Origin of the sequence: Moritella sp. 5, from assembly GCF_018219455.1 — a bacterium.
Classification (GTDB): domain Bacteria; phylum Pseudomonadota; class Gammaproteobacteria; order Enterobacterales; family Moritellaceae; genus Moritella.
The window spans coordinates 399,801-412,124 of record NZ_CP056122.1 but is presented as its reverse complement, the minus strand read 5'-3'; the positions used below and the strand labels follow the sequence as shown (position 1 = coordinate 412,124).

Annotated in this window: 11 protein-coding genes; 4 read left to right on the top strand and 7 right to left on the bottom strand. The window is 42.2% G+C overall.

The features are described 5' to 3' along the window. Nucleotides 1–23 precede the first annotated feature (23 nt). From HWV01_RS01935 to HWV01_RS01925, 3 genes are read left to right on the top strand one after another with little or no spacing between them, the layout of a single operon-like run. On the top strand, nucleotides 24–1,697 hold the full coding sequence (locus tag HWV01_RS01935; RefSeq protein ID WP_211673831.1) for an FAD-binding oxidoreductase: 1,674 nt from the start codon (nucleotides 24–26) through the stop codon (nucleotides 1,695–1,697). A gap of 8 nt (nucleotides 1,698–1,705) precedes the next feature. Continuing rightward, nucleotides 1,706–3,388 (top strand): glycerol-3-phosphate dehydrogenase/oxidase, encoded by a 1,683-nt coding sequence (locus HWV01_RS01930; protein WP_211673830.1) that lies wholly within the window; start codon nucleotides 1,706–1,708, stop codon nucleotides 3,386–3,388. 20 nt (nucleotides 3,389–3,408) lie between these two features. Beyond that, nucleotides 3,409–5,013: an FGGY-family carbohydrate kinase gene (locus HWV01_RS01925; RefSeq protein WP_211673829.1), complete on the top strand. Its 1,605-nt coding sequence runs from the start codon at nucleotides 3,409–3,411 to the stop codon at nucleotides 5,011–5,013. Nucleotides 5,014–5,098: 85 nt separating this feature from the next. Here the strand turns inward: HWV01_RS01925 and rplI are convergent, their stop codons facing one another. The 4 genes from rplI to HWV01_RS01905 form a co-directional block, all read right to left on the bottom strand. After that, nucleotides 5,099–5,551 (bottom strand): 50S ribosomal protein L9, encoded by a 453-nt coding sequence (gene rplI / locus HWV01_RS01920; protein WP_211673828.1) that lies wholly within the window; start codon nucleotides 5,549–5,551, stop codon nucleotides 5,099–5,101. 48 nt (nucleotides 5,552–5,599) lie between these two features. Further along, nucleotides 5,600–5,827: a 30S ribosomal protein S18 gene (gene rpsR / locus HWV01_RS01915; protein WP_006030173.1), complete on the bottom strand. Its 228-nt coding sequence runs from the start codon at nucleotides 5,825–5,827 to the stop codon at nucleotides 5,600–5,602. Between the two features lie 82 nt (nucleotides 5,828–5,909). After that, entirely contained in the window at nucleotides 5,910–6,278 is a 369-nt protein-coding gene (gene rpsF, locus HWV01_RS01910; RefSeq protein WP_045111995.1) for a 30S ribosomal protein S6, read from the bottom strand. 207 nt (nucleotides 6,279–6,485) lie between these two features. Beyond that, nucleotides 6,486–6,962, bottom strand: a complete 477-nt coding sequence (locus tag HWV01_RS01905) for a GNAT family N-acetyltransferase (protein WP_211673827.1) — start codon at nucleotides 6,960–6,962, stop codon at nucleotides 6,486–6,488. Nucleotides 6,963–7,136: 174 nt separating this feature from the next. Between HWV01_RS01905 and HWV01_RS01900 the strand changes: the two genes are divergently transcribed. Continuing rightward, nucleotides 7,137–7,703, top strand: a complete 567-nt coding sequence (locus HWV01_RS01900) for an RDD family protein (RefSeq protein WP_211673826.1) — start codon at nucleotides 7,137–7,139, stop codon at nucleotides 7,701–7,703. A 199-nt stretch (nucleotides 7,704–7,902) separates the two neighbouring features. On the opposite strand, the gene rlmB is transcribed toward HWV01_RS01900, so the two are convergent. From rlmB to HWV01_RS01885, 3 genes are all read right to left on the bottom strand, one after another. Continuing rightward, complete coding sequence (gene rlmB / locus HWV01_RS01895) at nucleotides 7,903–8,655, bottom strand: 23S rRNA (guanosine(2251)-2'-O)-methyltransferase RlmB (protein ID WP_045111999.1); 753 nt, start codon at nucleotides 8,653–8,655, stop codon at nucleotides 7,903–7,905. A gap of 28 nt (nucleotides 8,656–8,683) precedes the next feature. Then, nucleotides 8,684–11,203, bottom strand: coding sequence for a ribonuclease R (rnr, locus tag HWV01_RS01890; protein WP_211673825.1), 2,520 nt, complete (start codon nucleotides 11,201–11,203; stop codon nucleotides 8,684–8,686). 183 nt (nucleotides 11,204–11,386) lie between these two features. Continuing rightward, complete coding sequence (locus HWV01_RS01885) at nucleotides 11,387–12,184, bottom strand: tetratricopeptide repeat protein (RefSeq protein ID WP_211673824.1); 798 nt, start codon at nucleotides 12,182–12,184, stop codon at nucleotides 11,387–11,389. Nucleotides 12,185–12,324 lie beyond the last annotated feature (140 nt).

The window sequence follows — 12,324 nt, the reverse complement described above, 5'->3', positions numbered from 1 at the left end:
ATATTACAGAGGAAGATGAGATTATGAAACGTTGGAATGGTTGGGGCGATGAAGCCAATAAATTAGATCTACCGAGTACTGCTGATGATTTTTTACTTTCAAAAGTCGGGGCAACAACACCACTCGTCGATGCGCAGATTGAGGATGTGATGAAACAAGTACCAGCCTCCCGGTTGCCCCATCACCCGTTATTTAATCTCGATCCTGAAGTGCGTATTCGTCACGCTCGGGGACAGAGTTTACCGGACTGGTTAGCCATGCGCAGTGGTGATTTTGAATATTTCCCGGATGGGGTAGCCTTTCCAGAAAATAGTGATGATTTAGTCGAGATTCTCCACGTCTGTCAGCAACACAATATTCTCGTCATCCCCTATGGTGGTGGCACCAGTGTCGCAGGTCACATCAATCCATTTGCATCAGAACACGCTATTTTAACCGTCGATATGGGCCGTATGAACCGACTCATCGCACTCGATACCGAAAGCCAGCTCGCCACATTTGGTGCAGGTACTCCGGGACCACAAGTCGAAGCACAGCTACGTGCGCAAGGTTATACCTTAGGGCACTTCCCACAATCTTTCGAACTTTCAACTATTGGCGGCTGGGTTGTCACGCGATCGAGTGGTCAACAGTCTTTACGTTATGGCCGCATTGAAGAGCTGTTTGCCGGTGGTGAAGTCATCACACCAGTTGGTCGATTAAATATTCCAACTTTCCCCGCTTCGGCAGCAGGCCCTGATATTAAAGCGTTGTTGATGGGGTCAGAAGGCCGTATTGGTATCTTATCCGAAGTCAAAGTCCGGGTGCGTAAACTCGCAGCACAAGAGAACTTTTATGTGACCTTCTTCCCAAGCTGGCAGCAAGCCAAAGAAGCAGCCAAAACACTCGTCCAATCCGATATACAACTGTCTATGCTACGTTTAAGCAATGCTATCGAGACCGAAACCCAACTTGCCTTAGCCGGACATGAAAAACAAATCGCCTTACTCGAAAAAGCCCTCGTTGTATTTGGGGCAAAAGAAGGTAAATGCATGATGACATTTGGCTTAACAGGGACCAAGTTCCAATGTCGCAGCGCATTAAAGCAACTAAAAAAGATCACCAAAGCGTACCAAGGCTTATACACAGGGTCGTTCATGGGTAATAAATGGGCTGAAAAACGATTTACCATGCCCTACTTCCGCGAAGCGTTATGGCAAAAAGGCTATGTCGTAGATACCCTAGAAACAGCAACGGACTGGCATAACGTCGATAATCTATTAACCAAAATAGAAACCAATCTACGCACAGTATTAAATCAAGATCCAACCGCTGGCGCACCGCAAATGCACGTGTTTACTCATTTATCTCATTTTTACCAACAAGGCTCTAGTATTTACACCACCTATATTTTCACAGCAGGTGACAACTACCAGCAAACCCTAGCTCAATGGGCAAAGTTAAAACACACAACCTCAGAGATCATCGTTAACAACCAAGGCACCATAAGCCATCAGCATGGCGTCGGTAAAGATCACCAACCTTACTTAACTACAGAGAAAGGAGAATTGACGATCAAAGCCATTCAGTCTTTGTGCGACACATTTGATCCACAGCAGATAATGAATCCACATTGCCTCATTGCATCAAAACCAGCATCAACACTGAATCTACAATCAAGCGGTGATAGCACGCAACATCAAGAACAGGTCAGCTAGGAGGTAATATGAGCCATATATTAACCAGCTTGAGTCGTAAGCAGCATCTCTCTCAGATCCAACAAAGTGCTGATAATACCGTTTGGGATATGATCGTTGTTGGTGGGGGCATCACGGGAGCTGGCATATTGTTAAGCGCCAGCCAGTCAGGCCTGAAAGTATTATTAGTTGAGCAACAAGATTTTGCTTGGGGGGCATCCAGCAAGTCTTCAAAAATGGTACACGGCGGTCTGCGTTATCTTGGTAGTGGTCAATATAATATGACCAAAGATGCCGTGACTGAACGTGAAAAATTGCTTAACGAGTTACCCGGTTTAGTGAACCCATTGCAATTTTTGATGGGTCATTATAAATCTCAATTTCCTGGCCCCTTTGTGTTTAATAGCTTGCTAACCATCTATGATTGGATTGGTGGGAAACGTAATCACAGTTATATTAATCACGGTATTAATGATTTTCATGTGCCGGGGATTGAGCAGAATAAATTACAGGGTGCGACACAGTTTGCCGATGCGGTCACTGACGATGCTCGTTTGGTCATGCGAGTATTACAAGAAGCGCAAGAACTTGGTGGCCGTGCCATCAATTATCTCAGCGCAGAGCATCTCATTAAAACCGCCGATAAAGTCACCGGCATTAAAGTGTCTGATCAGGTATCTGGACAAGTATTTAGCTTAAAGGCCAACGTTGTGATCAATGCGACGGGCCCTTGGACAGACAAATTACGCCAGCAACTGCAAGCCAAAAAAGCCATTAGGCCATTGCGAGGTAGTCATTTAATTATCCCAAGCTGGCGATTACCACTCGCCTATTCGGTTAGCTACTTCCACCCCGAAGACAAGCGTCCTATCTTTGCTTTCCCTTGGGAGAATAGCACTGTGATTGGGACCACGGATCTTGATCATGACACCGATTTAGATCAACAACCTTGCATTAGCCAAGGCGAGGTTGATTATTTACTTACCGGGATCAACAAGCAGTTTCCGCAAGCTAATATTAGCGAAGACGATGTGATATCCACCTACGCCGGGATCCGCCCAGTAGTCAGTACAAGTAGCAGTGCCAATACCAGAAGTAAGGTAAAAGAGACCAAACCGTCAGATGAAAAACGTGAGCATTCGATCTGGAATGAACAAGGCTTGATCAGTGTCGCAGGTGGTAAGCTCACCACCTTCAGGTTGATCGCTCTCGATGTATTAAAGGTCGCACAACATTACTTGCCAGATATAAATATCATCGAGTTACAAGCAGCTAAACTATTTAAACCTATCACAGCTAAGCCAATCGATAGTACCTTGAACCCGCAGCAAATACAGCGTTTAAAAAGTCACTATGGTAACCATTATAGCCATTTGATCAATAACGCCAGTCACGGTGACCTCAAGTTGGTTGGTAGCACAAATACATTTTTTGCTGAACTAAAGTGGATATTACAGCACGAAATGGTTATTCATCTTGATGACCTATTGCTACGTCGTTGTCGCATCGGGTTATTATTGCCAAAAGGTGGTGAGCAGTTATTCGTGCAATTACAGCCTCTTTGCCAAGCAGCGTTACACTGGAATGAAGCACAATGGCTACACGAAGTCGATCGCTATCAAGCCATCATTCAGCGTTACTATAGTTTGCCAAAACATAGTCATTGTTTACCAAAACATAATGATAGCTCACCTCACGTAGCGGCAAGCTAGCTCAGTCGGAGATAATTTACATGGATAGTCTTACTCCAACATCATCACCATTAGCATCGGAGCAGCAACGCTATTTGTTGAGTATTGATAATGGAACCCAAAGTGTTCGCGCACTACTTTTTGATAACCAAGGCAATTTGATCGCCAAAGGACAACAAGTAATCACTCCTTATTTTTCAGCGCAGCCTGGTTGGGCAGAACAGGATCCTGATTACTACTGGCTAGCCGTCAAGCAGGCCTGTGACTTACTTTGGCAAGATCTTAAAAAATACCCGGCGATCGATAAACAGCATATTGCTGGTATGTCGATCACGACCCAACGTGGTACCGTGATCAATCTTGATGCTGAAGGCAAAGCATTACGGCCGGCGATCATCTGGTTAGATCAACGTCATGCGCAACAAGAAAGCATTCAATGGCCTTGGAACTGGTTATTTAAAATTGCCCGTGTCGAAGATATTATTCAGCGTTTTCAAGAAAAGTCACAAGCCATTTGGATCCGTCAAAATCAACCCGAAATATGGCGTGATACATCCAAATACCTACTGCTATCAGGGTTTTTAAATTATAAGTTCACCGATAACGTAGTTGATTCAATTGGTAGCCAAGTTGGTTATATCCCGTTTGATTATAAAAAGCTGGCTTGGTTGAAAAAATCGGATTGGCGTTGGGATATGTTAGCGATAGACCCGAAAATGCTACCTAAGCTGGTCGAAGCTGGAGAGCTTGTCGGTCATGTTACCGACGATGCCGCGGCCTATACAGGTATTCCAGCTGGATTACCCGTGATAGCCTCGGCATCAGACAAAGCTTGCGAAATTATCGGATCTGGTGGTAACCGCCCTAACATCGCGTGTTTAAGTTATGGCACTACTGCAACGATTAACATCACCACAGACAAATATGTGGAAGCCACGCCACATTTACCGCCATTTCCTTCCGCGATACCGCGTCACTATTCTTCAGAGGTCATGATTTATCGTGGTTTTTGGCTAATCAGTTGGTTTAAAAAAGAGTTTGGTTTACGGGAACAGCATCTCGCTGATGCTGAAGGTATCGCACCAGAAGTATTATTCGATCGCTTAGTCGCAGAAATTCCAGCTGGTTCTATGGGGCTGATGTTACAACCCTATTGGACACCTGGCGCACGCGATCCCGGACCTGAAGCCAAAGGCGGTATTATTGGTTTTGGTGATGTACATACCCGTACCCATATCTATCGTGCGATATTAGAAGGACTTGCCTATTCATTACGAGAAGGTAAAGAACGTATCAGTAAACGTAACAAGGTCAAAATAACCACATTGCGGGTATCAGGAGGCGGTTCTCAAAGTGATGTGGCGATGCAGTTAACGGCCAATATTTTTAATATGCCAGCAGAACGCCCACATACATTCGAAACATCGGGATTAGGGGCTGCGATTGTCACTGCAGTTGGGCTAGGTATTTATGCCGACTTTGATCAGGCAATTTCAGGAATGACACGAGTAAATAAAGTCTTTCAACCGCAGCCAGAGATCGTGGCGACTTATGATGCACTTTATAATCAAGTCTATTTGAAAATGTATACACAATTACAGCCGTTATACCAATCGATTCGTACCATCACTGGCTACCCAAAATAGTGATATCCTCAAATGACAGGTATAAAAAAAGCCATGGTATACACCATGGCTTTATACTGAGATTAATCTAAAGTTAAACTTTAAATTAAGCTTCAGCTACAACTTCTAAGTTCACTGTAGCGAATACTTCGCTGTGTACTTGGATGCTGATTTCGAACGCACCAAGAGTACGTAAAGCGCCTTCAGGAAGACGAACTTCACTTTTAGCAACTTCAACACCAGCAGCAACGATCGCATCAGCGATGTCACGAGTACCGATAGAACCGAAAATCTTACCTTCGTCACCAGCTTTAGTTGCAATTACAACAGCTTCTAGAGCGTTGATTGTTGCAGCTTTAGCTTCAGCAGTTGCTTTAACAGCAGCTACGTTAGCTTCTAGTTCAGCACGACGTGCTTCGAAAGATTCAACGTTTGCTTTAGTTGCTAGAACCGCTTTACCTTTCGGTAAAAGGAAGTTACGAGCATAACCAGCTTTAACGTTAACAGTCTCGCCTAATTTACCTAATTTAGCGATCTTGTCTAATAAAATTACTTTCATTACCTTTCCTCAAAAATATAGAGTTAGTCTTGACGACCAAACAATAGCTTACTTATGTAAGTCAGTGTATGGAAGTAGAGACAAGTAACGTGCGCGTTTAATCGCACGACCAAGTTGACGTTGGTACTTAGCACGTGTGCCAGTAATACGACTTGGTACAATTTTACCGCTTTCAGTTACGTAGTTTTTTAACGTAGCGATATCTTTATAATCAATCTCCGTAACACCTTCAGAAGTGAAACGACAGAATTTACGACGACGGAAAAAACGTGCCATAATTAAAATCTCCTAAAATCTTCTCAAATAATTGGATAACTAAATGCTATCCAATAAACAAATACCTATAGCTAAAACGCTATTATTTAGCAGCTGGTGCTTCAGTAGCAACAGGCGCTTCACGGCGTTCTTCTTTAGCTTTAGCCATTGGAGAAGCTTCAGTAACTACACCTTTAGTACGTAGGATCATGTTGCGGATCACTGCGTCGTTAAAGCGGAAGTTATTTTCTAGCTCATCAATAACATCTTGGCCAGCTTCAATGTTCATAAGAACATAGTGAGCTTTATGAAGTTTGTTGATTGGGTATGCTAATTGGCGACGACCCCAGTCTTCTAGACGGTGGATAGTACCATTTGCTTCAGTGATTACAGCGCTGTAACGCTCGATCATGCCTGAAACTTGTTCACTTTGATCTGGGTGAACCATAAATACGATTTCGTAATGACGCATCGTAAGCTCCTCACGGGTTTAATCAGCCTCGGCTCTGGCTTAGTCGGTCCATCGAGGCAAGGAACGTATAAAAAATTGACTAATTTTGAGACCGCGAATTATATAGTGTCACTCCCCATAATACAACTCGACAATGAAGATAATCGTAAATAGTTACATTAATACTTAAAGTAACTTGGGTATCGTACATGTTATTAGTCTTGTTTGTTATGAGCTTTTAAAATGCTCAGAATTCGCTTGCCAGCGCATACCAACGTGGGGAATTCCATCTTCCAAATATTCTGCCGTCACAGTAGCAAACTCATAACCTTGATAATAATGCTGCAAATGAGCCTGTGCAGAAAGGTATACATCTTGATTAGGCCATGTTGATTTGGCCACACTCATTCCGCGTTTAAGCAACTGATGACCAAGACCTTGTCCACGGGCTGACTCAGCAGTCACAACACGACCAATCGCCACATCAGGGTAACTAACTCCCGCCGCTAAAATACGCAGATAAGCAAGTAACTCACCTTTCATACTATAATGCAGAATATGACGCGTATCAGGATGCATATCTAAACCATCAATATCTTGATAAGCGCAATCTTGCTCTACAACAAAGATAGCTGCGCGTAATTGCAATACATCATAGAGTTGCAAACTGGACAACTCACTAAACCGATAACACATCCAAGTCATAATCAATCCCATATACTAAAATTAAAATCACCTAACATAATAACAATATTATTTACGCTGTGAATTAAAAATTGAATTTGTAAATTAAGTGCGAGTAAATCTTGATTAATACGCTAAGGATTGATTATCATCTATGTCTGAATTCCAGTTAACTAACTAATTTATAGAAGTCATATGCAACCTGAACCTTCGTCATCACGTCAATATGTTGAACTTGCTACGTTAGCTCAACGCTTTCAAGCAGCAATATTAGATAAAGTCATTTTTCCGACTGTAATGTTAGTCCCGTTTATTCTCGGTTTCGATTTACTAAATTTAAGTGCCGGTATCGATGAAAATTTCACGATTTCCTTTGCTACTCAAGTCAAAGTATCATTACTTGAGATTGTGTTATTCATGGCGTTAAACAGTTACCTACTAAAAGAATATGGTCAGACCCTAGGTAAACGCATTGTTGGTATTGCAGTGGTCGGCGAAAATGGCCAACGCCTCAGCCTACAAGACATCATCCTCAAGCGTTACCTGCCATTTTGGGTTGTCGCTTACCTACCATTTTTTGGTTTTGTAATTACGATCAGTAATTTCTTGGCTATTTTTAGAGGTGACCAACGCCGCTGCCTACATGATGAATTAGCAAAAACATTAGTAGTGAAGATGCCAAGAGGCCGTAAAATTGCGAGTAGCGAAGCGCATATCAATAGTGACGGTAAAAGTGAAGCCTCAGACGTAATGGATGCTTAATCGCGAGCGAATTAAGCTAAGTAGTGCCATCACGCTGTAAACTATAGTCAGTAAAATTTAGTTAATAAAATAGAGTTAATAAAAAAGCGTCCATTAATTGGACGCTTTTTTTATATCAACTCATTGTCGTAAAACCGATTGGTTAAACCGACTTACTAAGCCTATTTACTAGACCTATTCACCAAACAAGCGCGTAGGATTATTTAGCCTGACGTTGACGTACTACTTCAAACAAACAAATACCAGTAGCTACTGATACGTTCAAGCTTGAAACACTACCCGCCATTGGGATACTAATTAGTTCATCACAATGCTCACGCGTTAGACGACGTAGACCTTTCTCTTCCGCACCCATCGCAATAGCTAATGGACCAGTTAGTTTAGGCTGGTATAAATCTTGAGTAGCTTCGCCCGCAGTACCCACAATCCAGATACGACGTTCTTGCAGCTCACGCATAGTACGTGCAAGGTTTGTCACTGCAATCAGTGGCACTGTTTCTGCTGCGCCACACGCTACTTTACGCACCACTGATGTCAGTTGTACTGACTTATCTTTAGGTACGATAACAGCATGAACACCCGCTGCATCAGCACTACGTAAACAAGCACCTAGGTTGTGCGGATCAGTAACACCATCAAGAATTAGTAATAATGGCTGTTCTTCTTTTTCTTCAATACGGTTTAGTAACGTATCAAGATCAGATTCATTTAGTTTTTTACCTTCTTTAACGCGTGCTAATACACCGTTATGACGGCCGCCATCACACTTCTTATCAAGTGTGTTACGGTTAACCAATTGCACTGCAATACCAATATCATTTAATTCTGCTATTAATGGTGTTAGACGATCATCTTCACGTCCTTTTAATGCATATACTTCAATGAAGCGCTCTGGTTCATGCTCCAATAATGATTTAACTGCATGAATACCGAAAATTAGTTCACTGCTCATTGTATCTCTCTACCTTGTATTACCATTGCTATTTATTGGCTTTTTGCTTTGAACGTTCAGCTCTGCCCGGGCGTGATTTAGCCTTAGCTTTTACTTTCTTCTTTGCTGGTTTAGTCTTGCCTTTCGGTTTAACTGCATCAACCGGTGATGTGCCTTTTTCAACAGCATCGCCTGTTTGAGGCTGTAGCTTGGCAGCAACGCGCGCTTTATCAGCCGCACTTACCACTACATCACTATTAGTTTTTAACTTTAATTTAGTCTTTTTGTTCGGCTTCGCTTTTGCGCCTTCAGGTTTACGTTTACCAGAAAATTCTGCTGGTTTACGTTTACTGCGACGGCTATGTGTTACTGCACCCGCTAGCTCAAGATCAATCTTCTTATCGTTCATGTTGATCGCTAAGACTTTAACCTCAACTTGATCACCAATACGATATTCAACACCGCTTGATTCTCCACGTAGCGTTTGACGACTACCATCGAAATTATAGTAATCACCACGTAAACTAGACACGTGCACTAAGCCATCGATGTTAAGATTTTTGATTCGAACAAAGAAACCAAAACCCGTTACTGCTGCAATAACACCTTCGAATGTATCACCAAGATGATCTTGCATGTATTCACACTTCAAGAAATCTGATACATCACGCGTTGCATCATCGGCACGACGCTCTGTTAATGAGCAATGCTCTCCGAGTGTCTCAACATCCGATACTTGGTAGCAATAACCACCAGTGCTAGTCCAGCGTTTCGTTAGGGGTTTACCTGCTTTAACTGCCGCTTGGTTAGCAATTTCAAACTTGATCGCACGGTGTAATACTAAATCAGGATAACGACGAATTGGTGACGTAAAGTGACCATACGCAGTTAATGCTAAACCAAAGTGACCGTTGTTTTCTGCTTGATATACTGCCTGTTTCATTGAGCGTAGCAGCATTGTTTGGATAAGTTCTTTATCCGGACGATCTTGAATTCGACTAATCAAATCAGCGTAATCTAGCGGGGTTGGTTTCAAACCACCCTTTAACTCTAGACCCGTCTCACTTAAGAAGCTTCTGAAGTTAACCAGTTTTTCTTCACCCGGAGTATCGTGCACACGTAATAATGCCGCAGCTTTATGCTTGCTAACAAAACGTGCCGATGCAACGTTCGCTAAAATCATGCATTCTTCAATTAACTTATGCGCATCGTTACGTACAACCGGTACGATCTTGTCAATTTTACGATGTTCATTAAATACGAAACGTGTTTCTAACGTTTCAAATTCAATGGCTCCACGTTCAGAACGTGCTTTTTTCAACACGTTATACATGTTATGTAATTCGTGAAGGTGTGGCACTACCGCTTGGTATTCATCACGCAGTTCTGTATCACCATCAAGAATATTAGCTACTTTGGTATAGGTTAAGCGAGCATGTGAATTCATCACAGCTTCATAAAATTTATAACCCGACAAACGACCGGCATCAGAAATGGTCATTTCACAAACCATACATAAACGATCAACATGTGGATTCAGCGAGCATAAACCATTCGATAATACTTCTGGCAGCATAGGGACAACTTGCTCAGGGAAGTAAACCGAGTTACCACGGCCTTGTGCTTCTAAGTCTAAATCTGAATTAGTTTGCACATATGAACTTACGTCAGCAATTGCTACCCATAAACGCCAGCCACCGCTTTTTTTACGTTCACAGAATACAGCATCATCGAAATCTCGCGCATCTTCGCCATCAATAGTTAACAACGGTAGATCACGTAAATCAACACGATTTAGTTTTGCATCTTCAGGGACTTCTGGTGACAGTTTTGCCATATCATCAAGAATATGTTCTGGCCATACATGCGGAATATCATGGGTACGGATCGCCACTTGAATCTCCATACCAGGTGCCATATTTTCACCCAGTATCTCGATCACTTTACCTAACGCAGGCAAGTTATAAGTTGGACGTTTTACAATTTCTGTCACAACCATTTGACCAGCACGAGCACCGAGACGTTCTTCATCACTAATACGTACTTCTTGTTTAATACGGCTGTCATCTGGACGTACAAAGGCAATCCCTTTTTCCAGATAAACACGACCAACAAGTTGCAGTGGTTCAGCATCTAATAAACGTACGAAACGTGCTTCTTTACGGCCTTTAAACTCTTCTTTTACAGGTTGTGCAAGAATACGATCGCCATGAAATAACGTCGACATTTGACGGATAGAGATAAATAAATCTTTACCACCATCATCAGGACGGAAGAAGCCAAAACCATCGCGGTGACCCAATACCAAACCTTCCAGCAAATCTAAGCGTTCAGGTAGTGCATAAGTTCTGTTACGACAGAAAACCAACTGCCCATCACGCTCCATCGCACGTAAGCGACGACGTAAAGCTTCTTCGTGCTCTTCGCCTTGTAATTTTAATCCAGCAAATACTTGCTCACGATTAATCGGCTTATCTAGGCTACGAAGATAATCAAGAATGAATTCTCGACTAGGAATAGGATTATTATATTTTTCCTGCTCACGCGAGTGGAAAGGGTCTTTACTCATAGAAGGTCCAAATTGGAGGTAATAACGGTCAGATTATATACCCAAACTACGTCAGGATACAGTTTTGTACCATAAGTAAGTCGGTATACGAGAAGGATAGTGCCAAATGAGCGCAGGATCGAATCGGATCTAACTCTAATTGACTATTCAGTTAGCTTCAATGAGGTACTTAATTCGTCATGCTTACTGATATTTAGCGGCATTTTTTGCTGCTGTAACCACACGTTCAGGCATTAAGTTTTCTAATTGTGCTAATAACTGGGTTAATTTTTTGTGCATCTTAACATCAGCCGTCACAGTATTATATAAATAACTGTAAGCCATTTGATAATCATAAGGACTACCGTAACCTTGAATTAATAACTCGGCCCATTGTATTTTCGCCGGTAAAAAACCTAATTTAGCAGATTGTTCAAATAACGGTACAGCACGCTCGATATCTTGCTGCACAAATTTCCCTTGTACATAGTAACGCCCCAGTTGTTCTAATGCTCGAGGTTGACCCTGTCTTGCTGCTGCACGCATATAATAAATACCAAGTTCGGCATTTTTATCAACACACACACCCCAGGCTAACATGTCACCCCATAGAAATTGATAAGTCGGTAGCCTTACTAATTCAGCACGCGCTTTAATATCAGCAACGAGTTGGCACTCATCTGCAAGAACCCTTTTTAGGTGGGTATTTTCTGCAATTAATTGATTGAGTTCATCATCACTATATAGCTCTATCGCACTGGGATATTCGCTGAATGCAGATGCTGTTTTACCAGCTTTCTCCGCTGCAACAGCACGTTCTCCACTGTCGGTAATACGTTGCTCTTTTTCACCAACTGGTTTGCTAAACACGACAGTCTTGACACTTTCTTCTGCAAAGACTGGCATTACAACGGCCAAAGACACACTCGTCGCCATGACTAATAATGCCGCTTTCACATAATGACAAATTGTCGTTAACCTAGCTGTCGGTGTTATAAACATATCAATCAACCTAAAAAATTTGCGCGATAATAACTACTGTAGTAACAGTTATATCGACCGATGTGTCGCTTTCTTAAATAAAAAAACCCAAGTTAAAAATAACTTGGGTTTCAATTGTCATCATCTTTAACCTAACAGGC

Bases quoted from the DNA above. Each gene is read 5' to 3' on its own strand.
- HWV01_RS01885 (WP_211673824.1), bottom strand. From the start codon at position 12,184: ATGTTTATAACACCGACAGCTAGGTTAACGACAATTTGTCATTATGTG.
- rpsR (WP_006030173.1), bottom strand. From the start codon at position 5,827: ATGGCACGTTTTTTCCGTCGTCGTAAATTCTGTCGTTTCACTTCTGAA.
- HWV01_RS01930 (WP_211673830.1), top strand. From the start codon at position 1,706: ATGAGCCATATATTAACCAGCTTGAGTCGTAAGCAGCATCTCTCTCAG.
- HWV01_RS01925 (WP_211673829.1), top strand. From the start codon at position 3,409: ATGGATAGTCTTACTCCAACATCATCACCATTAGCATCGGAGCAGCAA.
- HWV01_RS01905 (WP_211673827.1), bottom strand. From the start codon at position 6,962: ATGACTTGGATGTGTTATCGGTTTAGTGAGTTGTCCAGTTTGCAACTC.
- rpsF (WP_045111995.1), bottom strand. From the start codon at position 6,278: ATGCGTCATTACGAAATCGTATTTATGGTTCACCCAGATCAAAGTGAA.
- rlmB (WP_045111999.1), bottom strand. From the start codon at position 8,655: ATGAGCAGTGAACTAATTTTCGGTATTCATGCAGTTAAATCATTATTG.
- HWV01_RS01935 (WP_211673831.1), top strand. From the start codon at position 24: ATGAAACGTTGGAATGGTTGGGGCGATGAAGCCAATAAATTAGATCTA.
- rplI (WP_211673828.1), bottom strand. From the start codon at position 5,551: ATGAAAGTAATTTTATTAGACAAGATCGCTAAATTAGGTAAATTAGGC.
- rnr (WP_211673825.1), bottom strand. From the start codon at position 11,203: ATGAGTAAAGACCCTTTCCACTCGCGTGAGCAGGAAAAATATAATAAT.
- HWV01_RS01900 (WP_211673826.1), top strand. From the start codon at position 7,137: ATGCAACCTGAACCTTCGTCATCACGTCAATATGTTGAACTTGCTACG.